The sequence below is a fragment of the Microcoleus sp. AT8-B5 genome (genome assembly GCF_036705565.1).
In the GTDB taxonomy this organism is placed as follows: domain Bacteria; phylum Cyanobacteriota; class Cyanobacteriia; order Cyanobacteriales; family Microcoleaceae; genus Microcoleus.
Genome location: NZ_JAUBUY010000017.1, coordinates 45,622 through 64,867, shown reverse-complemented (window position 1 = coordinate 64,867; position 19,246 = coordinate 45,622). Strand labels below are relative to the sequence as shown.

Below are 19,246 nucleotides of genomic sequence, written 5' to 3'. Positions count from 1 at the left end.
GTTGCCTAATTCAGGGGAATCTCGATCCAGAACTCTGTACCATGACCCGGTACAGAAACACACTTAAGTACACCTTGGTGTTTCTCAACTACAATTTGGTAACTGATAGACAGTCCTAAACCCGTGCCCCGACCTACGGGTTTAGTAGTAAAAAACGGATTAAATATGTGAGAGATTAACTCTTTGGGGATGCCGTGACCATTGTCGGCAATGCAAATTCCTACCATTTTTTCATTGATTAATTCAGTGCGAATCCGAATGCAAGGAGATGGAAAATTAGGAATCAAACACTCGGTGGTGGCCTTTATATCTCCTGACTCGATAGGCAGTATTTGGGAGCTTAAATGCGTCGCGGCTGCATTTGCTGCTTTAAAGGGAAGATTCATAACTCCCTCTTTTTTTCTCAGTTCTAGGGCGTCGAGGGAATTACCGATCAGATTCATAAATACCTGATTGAGCGAGCTGGCATAGCATTCAACTAAGGGCAACTTGCCATATTCTTTAATGATTTCTACGGTGTTGTGCTCAGAATTGGCTTTGATCCGGTGCTGCAAAATCAACAGGGTACTGTCGATGCCCTCGTGAATGTCAACGGCTTTTTTCTCGGCTTGATCGATCCTGGAAAAATTACGCAAAGATACCACTAACTGGCGAATGCGCTCAACTCCGACTGTCATGGAACCCAAAATTTTTGGCAAATCTTCGGCAAGAAATTCGATGTCTATTGCTTCGGAGCACTCGCTAATTTCTGGGTTGGGATTGGGGTAGTGCTGGCGGTAGAGTTCCACCAAGCAGAGTAAATCTTTGGTGTATTCGCTGGCGTGGGACAGATTACCGTAGATAAAGTTAACGGGGTTATTGATTTCGTGGGCGACTCCGGCCAGGAGTTGTCCGAGACTGGACATTTTTTCGGTTTGAATCAGTTGGGCTTGGGTATTGTGCAATTCTGTGAGGGTTTTAGCTAGCTGTTCGGCTTTTAATCGATCGGCAGTTGCTGCATTGAGACTTTCTTGATAAAGTTCTGCTTGGTGAATGGCGATCGCAGCTTGAGCCGCTAAATGTTGCACCAATTCCTGTTCTGCTGTTTGCCAAACTCTCGGCCCCGAACACTCATGGGCAATCAGCAACCCCCACAATTGGGAATCTTTGCCCATCATGGGTACAATTAAACTTGCTCTCACCTGCAACTCTTCCAAAAATTCGCGGTGACAGGGTGTTAAATCCTCAGTATAAATATCATTAATTGCTCGCACCCGTCCGGCTCGATAAAAGCAGTCTGAGCCTTCGGGAAAGCATCCTTGTGGAGATGTGATACCTAAAATTGACCGCCACTCGCCGCAAACAGCTTCGACAACTACCTCGCCCTGTTTGTCGGCCGCAAATTGGTAGATTACCGTGCGATCGGTATCCAACAAAACTCTGACTTCTCGCACAATAGTTTGCAGTATGATTTTTAAATCTAAGGTGCTGCGAATCTGGTCTCTAACTCGCGTCAATACTTTGGCAAAGTCCAAGGATTTTTGCAATTGGGCGGTGCGTTCTTGAACTTGGCGCTCCAAGTTGGCATTCAGAGTTTGCACTTCTTTATAAAGAACGTACTGCCCAATTGCCGAACAAAATTGGCTGCCTATAGCTAAAGCTTGCTCAATTTCTTCGTACTTCCACTCTGGCGACTGACCTTTTTTTATTTCTCGCCAAAGTTCAAATGATTGTCGGGGAAGGGTTTGTGCAGCGCTGGTGTCAAAGCGCCCCGCCCACATTTTTTCGGTATCTATTGCATTGCGAAAAATGGTCAAACAGCCAACTACTTGTTGTTTGTAGTGGAGGGGAATTACCAACAAACCCCGAATTTTAGTAGATTGGAAAGCGGGAACTAAAACTCTAAATAGAGGTTCTTTGTATAAGTCGGTAATTATCAAAACTGGGAATTGAGAATTAGTAAAAATTGGAAATTTGGGAAATTCTTCGGTATTTTTGAATCCTTTGGTTAGCCATTCCTGCCAGAGGGCATGAGCTTCGATCGCCTTAACTTTTTCCCAGTTGGGAAGTGTCGGTTGTTCTCCTGTGGTGAACAGTTCAAAGGTAGCATCACTGTGGGCCGGGGCAATTGGCAATCCTCCTTCTATCTTGGGAGGGGATAATTTTTCACCGTTGATTTTCGGCTGGTTGAGATAGAGTCTGCCACCGCTGCCACCCAAAGCGGTGACGGTGGCTTCTAAACCCTGTTGCAGTTGAATGTTGACGTGACCGTACAACAGGGCTGCTATGCGGCTCACGGTAGCTTCGCGGGCCGCTTGAGAGCGGGTTTGCTGGAGGAGGAGGGCGTGGGCGATAGCGCTAGACAATTGATCCGATACGAGCTGAACTACTTCTAAATCTGCTGGTGAAATATTGAGGGGCGCACAGTGGTGAGACACTAAAAGTCCCCACAGTTCGATGTGAATTTTTTGATTATTTCCTGGCTCGTATCGAGTCAGACACGTCGCGGCTTGGCAGATATCTGTTTTGCTGTTTTCCGAGACGATCCGGCGGTGCACTATCGGCACGACTAAGGATGATTGCACTCCCATTGCGATCAGGTAAGCGGTGTGGCAAGGATCGAGCGATCGGTAGTGCATCTCCTCTTTTATTAAGGGTTGACCGGTGTCTGCTGCATCGAGGGGACTCAGGACGATCGTCCCTGAGTTAACATCTATTATTGTCCGCTGGCGCAAAGTGAGATACATCTCCCTGGCGCTGGCGGGAATGTCGTCTGCTGGAAAGTGCAGTCCTTTCAAGGAAGGGAGATGGTTGTTATTAAGTGACTCAGCAACAACTTCTCCACTGCCGTCGGCACTAAACCTGTAAATCATAATGCGATCTGTTTTCAAAAAAGACCGCACTTCTGCTACCGTACTGGTTAAAATATCTTCTAATTCTAGAGATTGGCGAATGCGTTCTGTTATCCGCCGTATCAAAACTTCTCTGTCTAGTTTATAATGTAATTCTTGCGTATTTTCTCTGAGTTGCATAAATCTCCTTTTGTACTTATACAATGATAATAAGAAGTTTTGATGTGCTCTTGGAGCGTTGAAACTCAAATGCCTCACCCTGAGTTTTTGACTCAACCGATCTGTACAATTAATCCGTCGCGCACTTGTCAGAGACGACGGTGTATCGCCTCTGGTGGGCTGGGGTAAGTAAAATCTGCGATCGCGCCAGTTTAATCCTTGCCTTCAACAGGCAGAGCGACTTAAGCAAATAATAATTATTATTTTAATGCTCTTATAAATTTCTCGCAATCTTACACTCTCACTAGGAGAATTCTTCATTGTTAGGATAACTTGACATTTGTTGTAGAACTTCATATAATGATAATTAACGAAAGAATTTGAGTTTCTATCAGCGCCCTTGGTGCTGACTAATTTCTTGGCGCACGCTCATCAGAATTTTACCCAAATGATTTTGACCGGTTCGGTCGCAGCCACACCCCCAGTAGTAATCCGTTGGCGAATCCTCTACAATTACTCGATCCCCTGTGGCAAGAAGAATCGCTTGAATGTCTGTATGAGTGAGAAACTTAGTTAAAACTGCTTCGCGCATAATGGGAATTTTCACGGCTTCCCAATCAGCGCGAATCCGGTGGTTGGGATCGCGACCTAATTTAGCGGCTTCTTGAGGAGTTGCTACGGCTTGAATCGCCGCCACTAATCTTTGATCGGTGCTGACAAATTTTTGGGCTTGATAGTAATGTTCCACCGTCAACCAATATTGACCGTGCAGAGAAATGTCGTGTAGTGAAAAATTAGAAAAGCAGCCATAAGGCTCCTCTACTTTATAAAAATAAATTATCATTTGATTTTAGATTTTAGATTTTAGATTTTAGATTTTAAATTTTACAGGATTTACGCAAAATCCAATTATCTAGGGTGCTTAGGGGCGCACCTTACCGCTATTGGGAATGAGGAATTGAGAATAAGGAATTGGGATTTAAGAAGATTCTCTCTTTTTTCTTCCCTCAAAATCCATGCGTTAAATCCGTTGCTGAACTTCCTTCGTTCTAAAGCGGCATCAGCTTTTTAAGAGCGCAGTTAGCGATATCGGCATAACGCGGTTCGCCACACAAAATTTTGCTCATCAACTGAGTAGTCATCGGCAATTTGACGCCCGCTCTGTAAGCAGCTCCTGTAAACTGATAGAATGCTCTAGCCAAGCGACTGACCCAAATCAGATGAGTGTTCCATTCTTGGGCGATCGATTGAGTGTAAGGCTCCTTAGCGTCGTCGGCACATCCAAGAGCTCGATCGAGCGCCTCAGCAGCCTTAAATCCACTAAAAATGGCAGGACGAATTCCTTCACCGGACAACTGGTAATGGGTGATTGGTCAATGGGGCAGGAGGAATGGGTAAGTTAATGAGTGTGAAATCTTGAGTTTTTAACTCACAACTCACAAATGATTAAGCGTCTGCTCGTTGTTCGCGGCCGGCTCTGAACAATCTCAAAACTCTTCCTATTCCCCATGCCCAATTTCCCATTCCCTAAACAGTCGTGATATCTTTCTCTTTGGCTGCCAGAACTTCTTCTATTTTGGCAACGTACTTGTCCGTCAGCTTTTGAATTTTATCTTGCAAGTCGCGGGATTCATCTTTAGAGATATCGCTGCTTTTTTCCTGCTTGCGAATCGAGTCAACGGCATCGCGGCGGATATTGCGAATTGCAACTTTACCTTCTTCAGCAAACTTACTGGCCATTTTGACAAATTCTTGGCGTCTGTCGCTTGTCAGCGGCGGAATGTTCAAGCGAATAACTGAACCGTCGTTGTTGGGAACGAGTCCTACATCGGACAGGGAAATTGCTTTTTCGATCGAGGTCAGCGCTGTACGATCGAACGGTTGAATGGTGATCGTAGTCGCATCCGGGGTGCCGATATTGGCAAGGGATTTGATCGGAGTTGGAGAGCCGTAGTAGTCTACCATGACTCGATCGAGGAGGGAGGCGTTGGCCCGTCCCGTCCGAATAGTATTAAAAGACCGTTGAGTAGCCTCAACTGCCTTTTGCATATGATCTTCTGCTTCAGCTAACTTCACAAAAACCTCCGACAAGAGTTCCAATAGATTCTCCCATTACAGCTCGGTAGATGTTGCCCGACACCGAGAGGTCAAATACCATAATAGGAATATTATTTTCTTTGCAAAGGGCGATCGCCGTACTGTCCATCACCCGCAAATCTTGATTCAAGACGTGGGCATAGGTGAGGGTTTGATACCTGCGCGCGTTGGGGTTGACGTGGGGGTCAGAATCGTACACCCCATCTACCTTAGTAGCTTTAAAAATCACCTCTGCATCAATTTCAGCCGCCCGCAAAGCGGCTGTAGTATCAGTAGTAAAAAAAGGGTTGCCAGAACCGGCACCAAAAATCACTACTCGTTTTTTTTCTAGGTGGCGAATTGCCCGCCGCCGGATGTAGGGTTCAGCTACTTCTTGCATGGCGATCGCCGATTGCACCCGCGTTGGCACTCCTGCTTGTTCCAGGGCATCCTGCAAAGTGATAGCATTCATCACCGTAGCAATCATACCCACATAATCAGCCGTTGCCCGATCCATCCCTGCCGAAGCAGCTTTCACCCCGCGAAAAATGTTGCCGCCACCGACAACAATCGCGATTTGAATGCCTTGGGACACGACTTTGGCCACTTCCTGGGCGATCGACTGAACCACTATCGGATCGATCCCGTAGCCCAAGCTGCCCATCAGCGCTTCACCGCTGAGCTTCAGCAAAACTCGCTGATATACCATCCCCATGCCGCCACTATTTTTTTACTCTTTTTGCCTCCACCATAAGATAGCAGTATGGGTGCATTTTGAACATCAATTGCCCGGAACAGGCATCCTGCTTGTGCTGCCAGAGAATTTGTTTGTGGCTTCGGCTGCGCCGGTGAACAGGCAAGATGCCTGTTCCACAATCGGATTGATTTTTTCTCAGTGAATGCGCCGGTGAACAGGCAAGATGCCTGTTCCACAACCGGATTGATTTTTTCTCAGTGAATGCGCCGGTGAACAGGCAAGATGCCTGTTCCACAACCGGATTGATTTTTTGTGGGGAGTAGGGGTTGGGCTTCTAGCTAGCCCCTAAAAGAATCAATCCTTGGGAACGAAATTAAGAGCAGCAGAATTCATGCAGTAACGCTGACCGGTAGGTTTGGGCCCGTCGTTAAATACGTGACCGAGATGAGCGTCGCAAACAGCGCACAGTACCTCTGTTCGGCGCATGAACAAGGTGTTATCGGACTCACACTTGACATTTTCTTCGCTAACTGGAGCGTAGAAACTCGGCCAACCGGTACCGGAATCGTACTTGGTTTCTGATTTAAATAGCTCAGTGCCGCAACAAATACACTTATAAATTCCGGGTTTTTTGTTGTCGTGATATTCGCCGCTAAAAGCTCTTTCCGTTCCTTTTTTGCGGGTGACTTTAAACTGTTCTGGCGTTAGTTGTTGTTGCCATTCCGCGTCGGTTTTTTTAACTTGTTCAGTCATGATTTGATGTTGGGTTAAGATGTATTTAGCTGTTGAGTGTTGACGGTTAACGGTATATTGCTAGTTAACTCAGGCTTCCATTAATATTAACCTAATTGGCTCGATATGAACATACCAGGGAAAAGGATTGTCCTTAATAGCTCTCCACTTTTCCTTGAAAACTTCGGCTTGTAAGTGATAATCTTGGGAATCATTGGGAGGCGAGTGCAATTTGAGATATAATGTCACCCGGTGCGGAGTTTCCACAGTCGAGGCGATCCAACAAGCAAAAGTATTTTCACGATCGCACCCGCTGACAAAACTCAGTTGATGAGCCCGAATTCCCACAGAAACTAGAGATTTGGGAATTGGTTCGACTACACTCAGAGTACAGCCCCAGTCGATCGCCTCCACGAGAGTTACGGAGATCGGTTTAGCGGCAGAGAAGTTCTTGCAGCCCGTCAACTGGGCGACGGTGAAGTTGCGGGGGCGATCGAAAATGTTCTGTTTTGTATCAAAGGCGATCGGCTTTCCCTCAGCCAACACCAACAGATTTTTGCACACCCGGTAAACTTCCTCTAAATTGTGACCCACAAACAAAGTAATTCCCCGATAATTAGCCAGAGTCAGCATTAACTCCCGTTCCAGTTGACTCCGCAAGTGAGTATCCAAAGCAGAAAACGGTTCGTCTAACAGTAGCAATTCTGGAGAAGGGGCGATCGCCCTAGCCAAAGCCACCCGCTGCTGTTGGCCCCCCGAAAGTTCGTGCGGGTAGCGATTTTCCATTCCCGACATTTGCACCGAAATTAGTTGTTCTTTTACCCGAAGTTCTTGCTCGCTTTCAGATAAATGCTGCAAACCAAACGCAATATTTTGAGCAACAGTCAGGTGAGGAAATAAAGCATAGTTTTGAAACAAAAAACCGATGCGGCGGTCTTTAGAAGCTACATTAATGCCCTGTGCGGAGTCAAATAAAACCCTGCCATTGACTGCAATTTTACCGCTCATTGGAGTTTCCAAACCAGCGATGCAGCGCAGAGTCATGCTTTTTCCCGAACCCGACGCGCCCAAAATTCCCAGCACTTCCGGGCCGATATCGAAGCCGACATCCAAGGCAAAGCTGGAGAGAGGTTTAAAAATGTTTAAAAAAAGTCCGTTTTTAGGTTGTTGTTGGGATTTTGTGGTAAAAACAGACGCGAATTTAGGAATATTTGATTGCAATCTATAACTCGAATTCGGTTTGGGCGATATCTTTTGTAAATCAGTCCAAAAGTTAACAGCAGTTAGCACGCTCAAAGAAATACTCAGAATAATCAAAACCCAAATAGCAGCTTGCCTCATATCCCCAGCTTCCACAGCAAAATAAATTGCCATCGGGATAGTTTGAGTTTGTCCGGGAATATTCCCCGCTAACATCAACGTCGCGCCGAATTCACCCAAAGCGCGAGCAAATGCGAGAATAGTTCCTGCTAAAATTCCCGGCCATGCTAGCGGCAACATAATCCGCCAAAAAACTTGCCACTCCGATGCTCCCAAAGTGCGGGCTGCATTGAGAAGATTGGCATCAATTTGCTCAAAAGCTCCCAAAGCAGTTTTGTACATGAGGGGAAATGATACAACTGTGGCAGTAATCGCGGCGGCTTGCCAAGTGAAAATTATAGTTAAGTCGAATTGTAGCAAAAATTGCCCGATCGCCCCATTTCTCCCAAACAGCAGCAGCAGCAAAAATCCCACTACTGTCGGCGGCAAAACTAAGGGAGAAATGAAAATCCCTTCAATTAAAGCTTTACCTCTGATGCGAGTTGAAAGCATCCACCGGGCGGCGGCTATTCCCAGGAAAAAGGTAATAAATGTCGCAATAGCGGAGGATTTTAGAGATATCCAGAAGGGAGAAATATCAAATTCCATAAATCCTAGGGACGGGTTTCACCAACAATAATTGCCTCAAACACATAATTTACTAAACCCGCTTCCACCCAAAGATAAATCAAAATGTATAATTTGGGGATTCGCTCCTAGGGGCGGGTTTTACCAACAATCTTCGGCTAATACAAATAATCCCGTAAACCCGCCCCCACTTGGGCGGCAAATCGAAATGTACCTCTTTGAATACACAAGGTTATCTGTTGTGTGAGGGCGGGTTTATATAGATTGTTGGCGGGAATTAGATATTGTTGGTGAACCCGCCCCTACAAAATTTGGTTGTATCTCACATCTTGCACCATTCTCAAGAACAGGCTTTCCGGCCTGTTCCACAAAGAGTGAATTTTCTTGTGGAACAGGCCGGAAAGCCTGTTGCTAAACAAGTAATTGAGAATAGTGCAACATCTCAGTTGTATGAGACTAATTGGCGAGCCATCCCAAATCCGTATTTCTGAAATACTATTTTAGCCCGATCGCCCCCCAAAAAGTCAACAAACCTTTTCGCAGCAGCCGGATTGCGGCTGTTTCTGATAACTGCCAGCGGATAAACAATGGGCGAATGCAAATTTTCGGCAGCCGTTAGCAGCACAGTTACTTTGTCGGAGGCTGTGGCGTCAGTCGCATAAACTATACCAGCATCAACGTTACCGCTTTCGACGAATGTCAGCACTTGGCGGACGTTATTTCCTAGCACTAATTTTGGCTGTATTTGCCCCCACAATCCAAGTTTATTTAACATTTCCTGAGCGTATTGTCCGACAGGTACGCTCTTGGCTTCGCCGATCGCAATTTTCTTGATTCTGGCATCTGTCAACTGTTTGAAATCGCTCAAAGCAACACCGTTTTTGGGAGTAATCAAAACCAGGCGATTTGTCAGCAAATTGCGGCGCGTGTCGTTAATTAGCAGGTTAGATTGCTGCAAAGCATCCATTGGGTTGGTGGCGGCGCTGAAAAATACATCTATCGGTGCTCCCTGCTGAATTTGCTGTTCTAGAGCACCGGAAGCACCAAAATTATAAGTAATAGTAAAATTCGGATTACTGCTTTGATAAACAGTTTTGATTTCCCCTAAAGCTTTCGAGAGACTGATAGCAGCGGATACGTTTAAGGAGGTGCGCTGCAACGTATCGACTGAGGAAAAGTTCTTAAATAAGTTCCAACTAATCAGCAGTGCTAGCAGGAAGGCGACTGCGAAAATTAAGTTGGGAATACGTCTACTTTTTAAGTTCACAGACAATTGTTTTGAATCTTTTTACTCCTTACCAGGCTCTGCCTAGTAAAGCAGATTCGGAGGCTGTATCTCCAATTTTCATCCAGTCTTTGACGAGGCAGAGCCTCTGGAGATAGGTTCCCAGGCACAGCCAGGGAACCAGTTAATAATTAGTGCGGGAACGTTAATTTTAAATCTGCCTACGATCGCCATTTGACGGAACAGCCTATTGCCTCTGTAGTTGAAGGCTCAACGGGTTGACTGTTGAGCAATTGGTCGATCGCACTCCGCAGATAAGAAACCTGCACCGCCGCCGGATCGTCAGCGTTGTCGTCAATTAAACCTTTATAGCGCAGTTTGCCGTCTTGGTCTAACAAAAAAACCTCCGGGGTTTTAGAAGCCCCAAAACTTTCAGCCACATCTTGAGCAACATCTCGGATATACGGGAAGTTGAGTTGATTGTTGGTGGCAAAAATTTTCATATTCTCAAAACTGTCGTCGGGATACTGGTTTGCATCATTAGCATTAATCCCGATTAAAGTAACATCTCGATCTTGAAAATCTGCTTGAAGTTCTTTCATGCGATTGAGATACAACTGCACGTAAGGGCAATGATTGCACATAAATATCACCGCGATCGCCCGAAATTTTTCTAAATATCGAGCTAAATGGTGAACTTCGTCGTCAACTCCCGGCAGTTCAAAATCGGGAGCGTAGCCGTTAATGGGAGTACCCGTTGTATCCATTAGTAAACTCATGTTTTCAGGAGGTGAAGAGGAGTATTTGCCAGCATGAAAGATGAAACTGTCAGCACGAATAAAATTGGCTGTTGTTTGGCTTTAGCTTAATTCTAGCCTTGCCAACAGCCTATTGTGATTCGTGCTTCGCGATTTATTCCTCGTCTGGCTTTAGCCAACCTTGAGCCAGAGCTTGGTATCCAATAAGTTTGTATGCTAATTTGGCGGCGGTAAATTCTGAGACGACAGAATCTACAATAGGTGCTAATTCCATAATGTCACACCCGATTACTTCGTAGGACTCGAAGACGCGGCGCAAAAATGCGGTGAGGGAATACCAATTTAACCCGCCCGGTTCGGGTGTTCCCACCCCTGGAATTAAAGTCGGATCGATGCCGTCTAAGTCGATCGTCAAAAATACTCGCTTAGTTGTTATGCTGGCAATTGCGCGATCGGCCCAATCCGGTTGAGTAGCAATTTCTCTGGCTCGAATCACGTTTAGCTGTTTGGCTTTAATCAAGTCGGCTTCTTCCTTGCAGATAGCGCGAATCCCGATTTGCAGTGTCGGTAAGCCCATATCGACAACACGTCGCATCACGCAGGCGTGGTTGTGAATCGAGCCTTCGTATTCGTGTCGCAAGTCGCCGTGGGCGTCAATTTGCACGACTGTGAAAGGTTCATCCGGGTATGCTTGGCGATAACCTTCGACAACGCCGGCAGTGATGCTGTGTTCGCCTCCGAGGGAGATGACAAATTTATTTTCGGTAACTAGCTGGTAGACTGCTGCTTGGGTTACTTGCAGCATTTCTGAGGATGAAACTGGTTGTCTGTTGCGGGTATCGGCGATCGGCTCTTTTGTATAAATTCCGACATCGTAGCAAACTTCGGCATCCAATTCTTCGTCGTAGCACTCGAGTTGATGAGAAGCTTCTAGAAGTTTGGCGGGCCCGTTTTCGCACCCCCGGCGGTAAGTGGTGGTAGCTTCGTAGGGAATTGGTAAGATTACTACTTTGGCGGTGTCGTAGTCGGGTACAATTTCAGACCCCAGAAATGGTACGACTGCTGTGGAAACGATCGTTGGCATAAGGGAAATTTTAATACAGCAAAGAAGTCAGCAGGTTTAATCGTGACATACTATCGGCTCTAACTGCAAAGTAGTCATTAGTCATTAGTCATTAGTCATTAGTCATTAGTCAGCAGTCAGCAGCTAACAATGCCCCATGCCCTATGCCCCATGCCCAATCTAAAATCTAAAATCTAAAATCTAAAATCGCATGACATCTTCTACTCCCGCTTCGTCAACACTTATTTCGCCTCAAACTTGGCTGTGGAAAGGCTTTCCGATTTGCTACCAGGCTGCGGGTTCCCAGGGGCCTGCGGTGGTGTTTGTCCACGGTTTTGGTGCGTCTTGGGGCCACTGGCGCAAGAATTTGCCGGCGCTGGCTGCTGATTGCCGCTGTTATGCGATCGACCTCATCGGTTTTGGCGGTTCTGCTAAACCCGCGCCCAAGCTTGAGATTGACTATACTTTTGAAACTTGGGGTCAGCTAATTGCTGATTTTTGTCGGGAAGTTGCGGGCGGGCCGGCTTTTTTGGTGGGAAATTCGATCGGCTGTGTGGCAATTATGCAAGCGGCTGTTGATTTTCCCGATATTGCTTCTGGCGTAATTTTACTCAATTGTTCCCTACGCTTGCTGCACGATCGCAAACGCGCCGAAATGCCTTGGTATCGCAGTTTTGGAGCGCCAATTGCACAAAAAGTTTTAAATGTCAAGTGGATAAGTCAATTATTTTTTAAACAATTAGCAACGCCAAAAACAGTAAAAAAAGTGCTTTTGCAAGCTTATCACCGTCCTGAAGCTGTCAGCGACGAACTGGTAAATATGCTGCTGGAACCTGCTAAAGACAGCGGCGCAGTTGAAGTATTTGTGGCCTTTATCAGTTATTCTCAAGGCCCGCTACCGGAGGATTTGTTGCCGCGTTTGAGCTGTCCGGCTTTGATTTTGTGGGGTACGGATGACCCTTGGGAGCCGATCGCCTTGGGGCGAGAATTGGCAAAGTTTCCGGCTGTTGAAAAGTTTATTCCTTTGGAGGGAGTGGGCCATTGTCCCCAGGATGAAGCGCCGGAATTGGTCAATCCTATTTTACTCGATTGGATTAAAGAGCGATCGAGATTTGCCGACAATCCTCCCCTTTAATCAACAAAGGAAGAGGCACTTTAGCTAAGCGATCGGGTTAACTTAGAATTGAGAGTTTTTAGGAGTTGAAGTGGGAGCTATATTTGCGCGATCGCGCCATAGCACCAACGGAATGCTTAACGTTCCTAAAATCATTACAACTCCAGTTAGAATCCAAACTAGCACACGATTTGGGCGATAATCACCTCGCTCAATTTGCCAGAATACTCGATTATAACGCCATGCTGCTAAGGCAATGACCGCAATCCCAAAAACGACCAGACTCAGCCCTAAAGTTTCGGAGTTGAAGAAGGGAGGGGAGGAAACTTCTTGCTGAGTCACTGTAGCTTGAAATTGACGGAGAAATAAACTGAACCGACTGATTGCAAACCCAAAACCAACTAAAGCCAGTGAAGTTCGTAACCATGCCAGAAAGGTGCGTTCATTTGCCTGATGTTCTCGCTGTCGGTCTATTTTATCACCCTTGTTCATCAACCCTACCTTGATAAAATATCTTAAGCTTTCCCTCGTTGATTATTGTTTCACTTGTGACTGCGGAGGGAAGTATCGGTATTGCGATCGTGATTCATCATCACCCAAAAATATACTATCAGTAAATAGACAAAAAAGCGATCGCCTCCATCTCTACCAACAGAAAATAAGAGGACACAGCAATGCTGTGTCCCTACAAATACCCCAGTTAAAATCCAGTTTAAAAAGACTTAGGCACACTGCCGGACTGAGCCTTTTTCTCCAACCAATCCTGACCCAATCTGATTGTGACATCCGAATTCAAAGAACCGGTACTCTCAACCAACACATCTCCAAAACCCAAAAACTGGCGAATCGCTTGAGCACCTTTAATATCGCCCTGTTGAGCTACTAGAGTAGTTACCTCCAGCGGTTCGGGCCAAGCTTTATAAACCTGAACATTCCGATAACCGGCTTGAGTCAAATTATTGACAAAATCTTCAACAGCCGATGGATCTCCGGTACTATCTTGAATCGCCACCTTCAGAAAAGTCGAATCAGCATTCTCAATTGTCCAAGTATTTTGGCCGAAGTCAAAATGTTCCGCCACCATAGTTTCGATGGCATATTGGTCGGGCAACCAAAAACTTGCTTTGTAGTCCTTAGAATCGCTAAATTTGCCGGGAACCATCAACATCTGCACGCCAGCGCGATCGGTTTGAGTAGCAAAACCAGCCAAAGCTACCAATTCTTCTATACTCAAATTCGTGTCAAGGTGAGACTGAATCACCGATAAAATCTTCGGTAGTCGAGACAGCAAACCTACATTTACTTCCTGTTCCACAAAAGCCCGCATCAACAATTGTTGGCGCTGCACCCGCCCGATGTCGCCCAAATCGTCGTGCCGATAAAGCAAATATTGCACGATTTGTTCGCCGTTGAGTTTCTGCTTGCCAGCCTTTAAATCTATATATAAATGCTGACTGTGATCGGTATATTTCATGTCTTTAGGGACATTAATAGTAATGCCACCCAGGGCATCGACCAAACTTTTTATGCCATGAATATTAACTGTGACGTAGCGGTCAATTCCCACACCGCCCAGGAGTCCGCTGACTGCCTTCGCTGACGAAGCCGGGCCACCGTGGTAATTAGCTTCGTTGATTTTCACCTCGCCCCTGCCTTCAACATAGGTGCGGGTGTCTCGCGGAATGGAAAGCACGCTTAACTTTTTATTTTGAGGGTCAAACCTCACCAACAGCATGGTATCGGTTAAGCCCTTAAATGAGTTTTCCCAAACCTCGTGTCCGACATCTTTGTTGACACTTCCTTCGATGTCAGAGGTCAGAACTTTAAGCCCTAAAACTAAAATATTAACTGGCCGAGTCAGCTCCGGCATCTTCATGTTGAGCTTTGCCATGTCGCCTTGAGAAAATACGGCTGCTTCTTCAGGGCTCAACTTTTGTTGCTGAAGCGGCGTTGTAGAAAGGGAGACGGCTAGCAATGCTCCGGCTGTGGCTGAGAGCATGGCTACTCCAGCCAAACCAAAACCAAAACCCAGCCAGCGGCCTCGATGGGGCTGGGAAGCTTTTTTGGTTGCAGGTTGAGCAGTTGATTGTTGGATAGGGTCTTGATTAGGAATTTTTTGAGCTGGCACTGGCTTCCTCACACACAACAAAAATAAAAAAGATAATGGCAATATGTAGTATCAAGCTGAAGACGCACTCAATCAATAGGGTAGGGGCTTAAAAAAACCCTAAATTATGATAAATGTTTGCCTACTACTTGCTCGGCTAAGCGACTAATTCCAGGCAACCATAGCGGTTGACGCTTCCAGAGGCGAACCATCAGTCCCAGAGCAACGATGAAATAGCTGGTTGTTAGCAGGCTACTCATTAATAACATGGGAAGTGTCGGAGATTCCGCAGAAATCGCTCCAGCTTCTAAAAGAATATGTCCTAAGAGCCAACTAAAAGCAAGGGCAATTGCCAAGCGGCTGACGGCTTTGCGTTCGGGACTACCCTGACGGCGGTAAAGAGTCCACAGGGCGGGGAAAAAGCCGATGACTGGGATCATTAATACAAACAGACTGGCACGATCGAGTTCAGGATTTTCTAAGGGATCTGTATTTTTCATAAAAAAACTCGGTAAGTGGGAAACTCAGCGACTTCAGTCCTGAGAGGAAAACGACTCGGCGATTTCAATCGCCTTGAATCTTTCCCCTGTCGGGTTGGAGGGGTATGGTTGCCCCTCCGATGAGGTATGGTTGCCTCAGTCTCCCTTGCGGGGTAATGTTCGTGCAGACCTGGTTATAAAGGCTTGTTAGACCTGCGACACTGTTTCAGTGACTTTAAAACTGTTTAATCGCAGGTGACAGAGCGGAAAACTGGCGTCGCATTCGCCGGTGTCGTGACCTAAATAACGTCTCCTCTTGCGAGGGGTCTGGTCAGCATAGCTTGCTCGATTTCTCCTACAAGCTCAGTGGCTTTAGCCCTGAGTTACTGACAATTCGGTACTCAAAATTTGCAGAAGGTGAGATTTTGCACACAAGTTATTTGTTAGAGGGAAAATTTATATCCTAAACCAAAATTCCGAGAGCAGGGCTGGGGATATCGCCAAAATTGTCTGTCACAGGCCAAATTTTTCTGCCCTCCCAATCTCGCGACCGATCGTTGGCAACTTTTCGACCCGGAGACCCGTATTTTGATAAACTGGATACAGCACAGCAGTCAGGAGAACAGACTTAGCCATGACCCAATCCCAAAAACCCATCGTTATTGCTCCATCCATATTATCAGCCGATTTTAGCCGTCTTGGAGAAGAGATTCAGGCTGTCGATCGAGCTGGGGCTGACTGGATTCACGTAGATGTGATGGACGGTCGCTTTGTTCCTAATATTACTATCGGGCCGCTGATTGTTGAGGCAATTCGCCCTGTTACTACCAAGGTAATCGATGTCCACTTGATGATTGTGGAGCCGGAGAAGTACGTCGAGGACTTCGCTAAGGCTGGTGCTGACATTATTTCGGTTCACGCGGAACACAATGCTTCGCCTCACTTGCACCGCACCCTCGGCCAAATTCGGGAATTGGGGAAAATGGCTGGTGTGGTTCTGAATCCTTCGACGCCTTTGGAGTTGATCGAGTACGTGCTGGAACTTTGCGATTTGGTGCTGATTATGAGCGTCAATCCGGGCTTCGGCGGTCAAAGTTTTATCCCGGCTGTTTTGCCGAAAATTCGCCAGTTGCGTAAAATGTGCGACGACAAGGGCCTCGATCCTTGGATTGAGGTAGATGGCGGTTTGAAGGGGAACAATACTTGGCAGGTTCTGGAAGCGGGCGCAAATGCGATCGTTGCTGGTTCTGCTGTGTTTAAGGCGAATGATTACGCAGCGGCGATCGAGGGTATCCGCCACAGCAAGCGCCCGACTCCTGAGTTGGCTGCGGTTTAATCAAAGATTTTTCGAGTTTTTCGGGTTTTTCTCGTTCCCAGCCTGCTTTGGCTGGGAACGCATTTTTATACTCGGTTTCCAAGAGTCAGGAATTACTTATTTCGAGACAGAGGCGAGAATGCTTTCCATCTCAGAAAGCTCGACCGCCCCGGAGAAAGTTTCGCCGTTCATAATAAAAAACGGAGTGCCTTCAATGCCTAGTTGTTGAGCAAGTTGCACGTCTTTGGCAATGGCGGCTTCTGCAGCGGGGCTGTTGCGATCGGTGTTGAATTTATCTAATTTTAGATTGAGCTTTTGGGCGATCGATGGGTACAATGGATCGCCTAAATCTTTCTGCCCTTCAAACAAAGCGCTGTAATATTCCCAGAATTTGCCCTGCTGCCCCGCCGCCCAAGCTGCTTTAGCTGCCGGTAGCGCTTGAGGGTGAATAGAAGTTAAGGGAAAATGCTTGTAAGCTAAAGTAACTTTGTCCTGGTGTTTTGCCATAAACTGCTTGACAGTATCGTGAGCGCGCGCGCAAAACGGACATTGAAAGTCAGAGAATTCTAAAAGTACAATTTGCTGGGAAGGTGAGCCCGTAGTGGGAGAATCCCCGATCGCCGATTTGGGATTAGTTTTCATCTCCTGCAAAAATGATTCCTGCGCTGCTTTGAGAGACTGCTGCTGCTGTTGCTGGTACGCTTGTACAGACTCTAAAATTACTTGCGGGTTTTCGCGGATCACCTGCAAGACTTGCTCTTTGAACTTGGGATCGACTGAATTGCCAGCCGTTGACTGTGCGGGGGAACAACCGATAAATACCAGGCAACCTGCGAGGATTGCAGCCAAGCAGAAGGCTTGCTGGCTGCGGAGTTTTCGCCAAATAGTGGATATGTTCATCTTTTTTTTCTGATTCACGACAACACTTAATCCTACATTTAATTTTGCGGAGTGTCAGGTATACCGCTGTTGACTGCGGTGCAGTTATTTTTAGCTTTAAGCAATAATTAGTAATTCGTAATCAGTAATTGGCAAGTTTTTTTACTTACCGGAACCGCTAGGAACCCCATAATTAAGATTTAAACAATCGGGATTTAGTATTATAATCTTATGTTTCCTCGAACGACCGCCATCAAAGATGTTTGTACTGAGGACTAAATTTTGAGTGAGTTTTATGATGACTAAAATCCTCCATAAAAACGCGATCGCGGTTATTTTACTACCGGACTAGATATAACATCTAGTCCGATCGATTGACCCTAATATCCCGGCCGGGCGGGTTTTTGAGATTGTCAATTATTGGCAGATATGGTTCGTGAACCCGCCCCTACCTGATTTCGGGTAAAGCGAAGCGGAGGGAATTGACCGGACGAGATATAAAATATAAAAGGACGATCGCCCAGGCGATCGTCCTTTTATTTGCGGCAGGTATTATCAGTTTTTAGGCTTGTCTGAATCCAAGATTATTTGCGGTTGTTGAGCCATTTAGCAGCAACTATTCCCAAAATACCTGCAACAACTGGATTTCCCAAAAACTTCATCAAACTTGGCTGTTCGGCCAGCACTTCTTGGAAAATATCCGGGTGATTGTGATAGGTAAACGAGGCCAACTTGGTAACATCGTCAGCATTCATGCGGCTGGCGTGGTGGGTAGAAAGTCCTAGCTGCTTTTCCAATTTGCGATCGTCCAATCCTCTCTTGCCCAAATGCTTGAAGAATTCCCGCGCTACATCGTCGCGTTCATTTGGCTTAATTTGGGCGATCGCCTTTTGCAATTCCGGTTCCAACTGAGCCGGCGGGAGGGAGTCGTGATTCAGGGAACGCCCGAATAATTGTTTGCGCTGAGCGGGCGAAGTTCTCTGAGCAAAATCGTCAAAGTTTTCGTAATCTTCACCAGTTGTCTGCGGCATCATTTCTCGATCGCCCTGGGCTAAATCGTTCATGATTTGACGCTTGTAATTATCGCTGCTACTCATGGTAACTCTCTTCCAATCTACACAACATTTCAGTCTTAAATTGAGATGGCTTCGCAATCAAAAAACTGCTGAATATTAAACCGCCTCGCGGCTATCATTTAAGCTTGCTAACTCGGTCAAGACTTGTATTCAATTTGATTTGATTGCTGGTCGTACTTAGCAGTCAAAATCAGTTTTTTGTCAGGAGCGTAAACCAAAACACTTACATCTTGATTTGGAAAATTGCGGTGAAAACCTTGTGCTAAAGATTTGGCCAAATCTTTCACTTCAGTCGGGCGGACTTGCGGAGTAATTACAACTCCCAACTTGTTATTGTCGCGCACGTAAGCATCCTGAACAAGACCCTGAGCCGTCTTTGTTACCCATTGACCAAAATCTTGACCTGCGGCGGTATTGCCACGTTCTAGTTGCGCGTAATAACCCTGACTGCCACCAATTGCTACAGGTACATCACTCGGTTTTTGGGTTGAAACGCTGGGCGCGCACGCAGTCGTAATAGCCAGCATTAATACCAAGAGTACGCCCGCAATTATTTTGCGACTCTGCTGCAATAAACTCACCTTTTTTCCTCCCTTCTGAAAACAACTTGAATACTTGAAAGGGTCAGGTTGCTCGACCCTCTCAATTAGTATTAGGCTTAGTCTAGTTTCTTTTTGAGCTCATCTTTTACATCTTCGATGGCGTGACCAGCTTCAGCTTTTGCCTGCTTGGCTTTGCCTTCTGCTTTATCCTTCGGGTCGCCAGTAATATTACCTAGGGCTTCTTGAGCTTTGCCTGCGATGTTGTTGCCAGTTGCCTCTGCTCTATCTTTAGTGGTCATGGGTTTC

General features: G+C 46.2%; 20 protein-coding genes. 3 read left to right on the top strand and 17 right to left on the bottom strand.

Annotated features, from left to right (window positions below):
- Nucleotides 1-5: 5 nt before the first annotated feature.
- The 5 genes from QUB39_RS13960 to pyrH all read right to left on the bottom strand — a co-directional run bounded on the left by QUB39_RS13960 (nucleotide 6) and on the right by pyrH (nucleotide 5,781).
- The gene (locus QUB39_RS13960) at nucleotides 6-3,011 is read right to left on the bottom strand and encodes a GAF domain-containing protein (protein WP_333056543.1); all 3,006 of its coding nucleotides are present in this window, start codon (nucleotides 3,009-3,011) and stop codon (nucleotides 6-8) included.
- 370 nt (nucleotides 3,012-3,381) lie between these two features.
- Complete coding sequence (locus QUB39_RS13955; protein ID WP_333056541.1) at nucleotides 3,382-3,834, bottom strand: NADAR family protein; 453 nt, start codon at nucleotides 3,832-3,834, stop codon at nucleotides 3,382-3,384.
- A gap of 205 nt (nucleotides 3,835-4,039) precedes the next feature.
- Nucleotides 4,040-4,345: a hypothetical protein gene (locus tag QUB39_RS13950; protein ID WP_333209158.1), complete on the bottom strand. Its 306-nt coding sequence runs from the start codon at nucleotides 4,343-4,345 to the stop codon at nucleotides 4,040-4,042.
- Nucleotides 4,346-4,517: 172 nt separating this feature from the next.
- A complete protein-coding gene (gene frr, locus QUB39_RS13945; RefSeq protein ID WP_333056539.1) occupies nucleotides 4,518-5,066 on the bottom strand; it encodes a ribosome recycling factor in 549 nt (182 codons plus the stop codon).
- Nucleotides 5,053-5,781, bottom strand: coding sequence for a UMP kinase (pyrH, locus tag QUB39_RS13940; protein WP_333056538.1), 729 nt, complete (start codon nucleotides 5,779-5,781; stop codon nucleotides 5,053-5,055). The genes frr and pyrH overlap by 14 nt, the downstream gene beginning before the upstream one ends.
- Between pyrH and QUB39_RS13935 the strand changes: the two genes are divergently transcribed.
- Nucleotides 5,780-5,965, top strand: coding sequence for a hypothetical protein (locus QUB39_RS13935; protein WP_333312421.1), 186 nt, complete (start codon nucleotides 5,780-5,782; stop codon nucleotides 5,963-5,965). The genes pyrH and QUB39_RS13935 overlap by 2 nt on opposite strands.
- Before the next feature lie 152 nt (nucleotides 5,966-6,117).
- Here QUB39_RS13935 and msrB read toward each other — a convergent pair whose 3' ends face one another.
- The 5 genes from msrB to speB all read right to left on the bottom strand — a co-directional run bounded on the left by msrB (nucleotide 6,118) and on the right by speB (nucleotide 11,449).
- Nucleotides 6,118-6,516 (bottom strand): peptide-methionine (R)-S-oxide reductase MsrB, encoded by a 399-nt coding sequence (msrB, locus tag QUB39_RS13930; protein WP_333056536.1) that lies wholly within the window; start codon nucleotides 6,514-6,516, stop codon nucleotides 6,118-6,120.
- Nucleotides 6,517-6,585: 69 nt separating this feature from the next.
- Nucleotides 6,586-8,403 carry a molybdate ABC transporter permease subunit gene (gene modB / locus QUB39_RS13925; RefSeq protein WP_333056535.1) on the bottom strand — a complete coding sequence of 606 codons (1,818 nt, stop codon included), beginning with the start codon at nucleotides 8,401-8,403 and terminating at the stop codon, nucleotides 6,586-6,588.
- Nucleotides 8,404-8,824: 421 nt separating this feature from the next.
- Nucleotides 8,825-9,649, bottom strand: coding sequence for a molybdate ABC transporter substrate-binding protein (gene modA / locus QUB39_RS13920; protein WP_333056534.1), 825 nt, complete (start codon nucleotides 9,647-9,649; stop codon nucleotides 8,825-8,827).
- A 179-nt stretch (nucleotides 9,650-9,828) separates the two neighbouring features.
- Complete coding sequence (locus QUB39_RS13915) at nucleotides 9,829-10,386, bottom strand: thioredoxin family protein (RefSeq protein ID WP_333056533.1); 558 nt, start codon at nucleotides 10,384-10,386, stop codon at nucleotides 9,829-9,831.
- A 133-nt stretch (nucleotides 10,387-10,519) separates the two neighbouring features.
- On the bottom strand, nucleotides 10,520-11,449 hold the full coding sequence (gene speB, locus QUB39_RS13910; RefSeq protein WP_333056532.1) for an agmatinase: 930 nt from the start codon (nucleotides 11,447-11,449) through the stop codon (nucleotides 10,520-10,522).
- A 190-nt stretch (nucleotides 11,450-11,639) separates the two neighbouring features.
- Between speB and QUB39_RS13905 the strand changes: the two genes are divergently transcribed.
- Entirely contained in the window at nucleotides 11,640-12,563 is a 924-nt protein-coding gene (locus QUB39_RS13905; protein WP_333056531.1) for an alpha/beta fold hydrolase, read from the top strand.
- A gap of 42 nt (nucleotides 12,564-12,605) precedes the next feature.
- Here QUB39_RS13905 and QUB39_RS13900 read toward each other — a convergent pair whose 3' ends face one another.
- The 3 genes from QUB39_RS13900 to QUB39_RS13890 form a co-directional block, all read right to left on the bottom strand.
- Nucleotides 12,606-13,034 (bottom strand): DUF202 domain-containing protein, encoded by a 429-nt coding sequence (locus QUB39_RS13900; protein WP_333209163.1) that lies wholly within the window; start codon nucleotides 13,032-13,034, stop codon nucleotides 12,606-12,608.
- Between the two features lie 220 nt (nucleotides 13,035-13,254).
- The gene (locus QUB39_RS13895) at nucleotides 13,255-14,670 is read right to left on the bottom strand and encodes an LCP family protein (protein ID WP_333056529.1); all 1,416 of its coding nucleotides are present in this window, start codon (nucleotides 14,668-14,670) and stop codon (nucleotides 13,255-13,257) included.
- A gap of 104 nt (nucleotides 14,671-14,774) precedes the next feature.
- On the bottom strand, nucleotides 14,775-15,149 hold the full coding sequence (locus QUB39_RS13890) for a hypothetical protein (protein ID WP_333269899.1): 375 nt from the start codon (nucleotides 15,147-15,149) through the stop codon (nucleotides 14,775-14,777).
- 613 nt (nucleotides 15,150-15,762) lie between these two features.
- Between QUB39_RS13890 and rpe the strand changes: the two genes are divergently transcribed.
- Nucleotides 15,763-16,464 carry a ribulose-phosphate 3-epimerase gene (gene rpe, locus QUB39_RS13885; RefSeq protein ID WP_006632078.1) on the top strand — a complete coding sequence of 234 codons (702 nt, stop codon included), beginning with the start codon at nucleotides 15,763-15,765 and terminating at the stop codon, nucleotides 16,462-16,464.
- Between the two features lie 96 nt (nucleotides 16,465-16,560).
- Here the strand turns inward: rpe and QUB39_RS13880 are convergent, their stop codons facing one another.
- The 4 genes from QUB39_RS13880 to QUB39_RS13865 form a co-directional block, all read right to left on the bottom strand.
- Nucleotides 16,561-17,343 (bottom strand): DsbA family protein, encoded by a 783-nt coding sequence (locus QUB39_RS13880; protein ID WP_333209168.1) that lies wholly within the window; start codon nucleotides 17,341-17,343, stop codon nucleotides 16,561-16,563.
- Nucleotides 17,344-17,906: 563 nt separating this feature from the next.
- Nucleotides 17,907-18,419: a hypothetical protein gene (locus tag QUB39_RS13875; protein WP_333056526.1), complete on the bottom strand. Its 513-nt coding sequence runs from the start codon at nucleotides 18,417-18,419 to the stop codon at nucleotides 17,907-17,909.
- Between the two features lie 116 nt (nucleotides 18,420-18,535).
- Nucleotides 18,536-18,979: a hypothetical protein gene (locus QUB39_RS13870; protein ID WP_333209170.1), complete on the bottom strand. Its 444-nt coding sequence runs from the start codon at nucleotides 18,977-18,979 to the stop codon at nucleotides 18,536-18,538.
- A 77-nt stretch (nucleotides 18,980-19,056) separates the two neighbouring features.
- Complete coding sequence (locus QUB39_RS13865; RefSeq protein ID WP_333056523.1) at nucleotides 19,057-19,239, bottom strand: CsbD family protein; 183 nt, start codon at nucleotides 19,237-19,239, stop codon at nucleotides 19,057-19,059.
- Between the last annotated feature and the right edge of the window lie 7 nt (nucleotides 19,240-19,246).

Excerpts from the sequence above, each read along its gene's own strand:
- QUB39_RS13900 (WP_333209163.1), bottom strand. The coding sequence starts at position 13,034 with ATGAACAAGGGTGATAAAATAGACCGACAGCGAGAACATCAGGCAAAT.
- QUB39_RS13955 (WP_333056541.1), bottom strand. The coding sequence starts at position 3,834 with ATGATAATTTATTTTTATAAAGTAGAGGAGCCTTATGGCTGCTTTTCT.
- QUB39_RS13890 (WP_333269899.1), bottom strand. The coding sequence starts at position 15,149 with ATGAAAAATACAGATCCCTTAGAAAATCCTGAACTCGATCGTGCCAGT.
- pyrH (WP_333056538.1), bottom strand. The coding sequence starts at position 5,781 with ATGGGGATGGTATATCAGCGAGTTTTGCTGAAGCTCAGCGGTGAAGCG.
- QUB39_RS13865 (WP_333056523.1), bottom strand. The coding sequence starts at position 19,239 with ATGACCACTAAAGATAGAGCAGAGGCAACTGGCAACAACATCGCAGGC.
- QUB39_RS13915 (WP_333056533.1), bottom strand. The coding sequence starts at position 10,386 with ATGAGTTTACTAATGGATACAACGGGTACTCCCATTAACGGCTACGCT.
- QUB39_RS13960 (WP_333056543.1), bottom strand. The coding sequence starts at position 3,011 with ATGCAACTCAGAGAAAATACGCAAGAATTACATTATAAACTAGACAGA.
- rpe (WP_006632078.1), top strand. The coding sequence starts at position 15,763 with ATGACCCAATCCCAAAAACCCATCGTTATTGCTCCATCCATATTATCA.
- modB (WP_333056535.1), bottom strand. The coding sequence starts at position 8,403 with ATGGAATTTGATATTTCTCCCTTCTGGATATCTCTAAAATCCTCCGCT.
- QUB39_RS13880 (WP_333209168.1), bottom strand. The coding sequence starts at position 17,343 with ATGAACATATCCACTATTTGGCGAAAACTCCGCAGCCAGCAAGCCTTC.
- msrB (WP_333056536.1), bottom strand. The coding sequence starts at position 6,516 with ATGACTGAACAAGTTAAAAAAACCGACGCGGAATGGCAACAACAACTA.
- QUB39_RS13875 (WP_333056526.1), bottom strand. The coding sequence starts at position 18,419 with ATGAGTAGCAGCGATAATTACAAGCGTCAAATCATGAACGATTTAGCC.
- QUB39_RS13905 (WP_333056531.1), top strand. The coding sequence starts at position 11,640 with ATGACATCTTCTACTCCCGCTTCGTCAACACTTATTTCGCCTCAAACT.
- speB (WP_333056532.1), bottom strand. The coding sequence starts at position 11,449 with ATGCCAACGATCGTTTCCACAGCAGTCGTACCATTTCTGGGGTCTGAA.
- QUB39_RS13935 (WP_333312421.1), top strand. The coding sequence starts at position 5,780 with ATGCCGCCACTATTTTTTTACTCTTTTTGCCTCCACCATAAGATAGCA.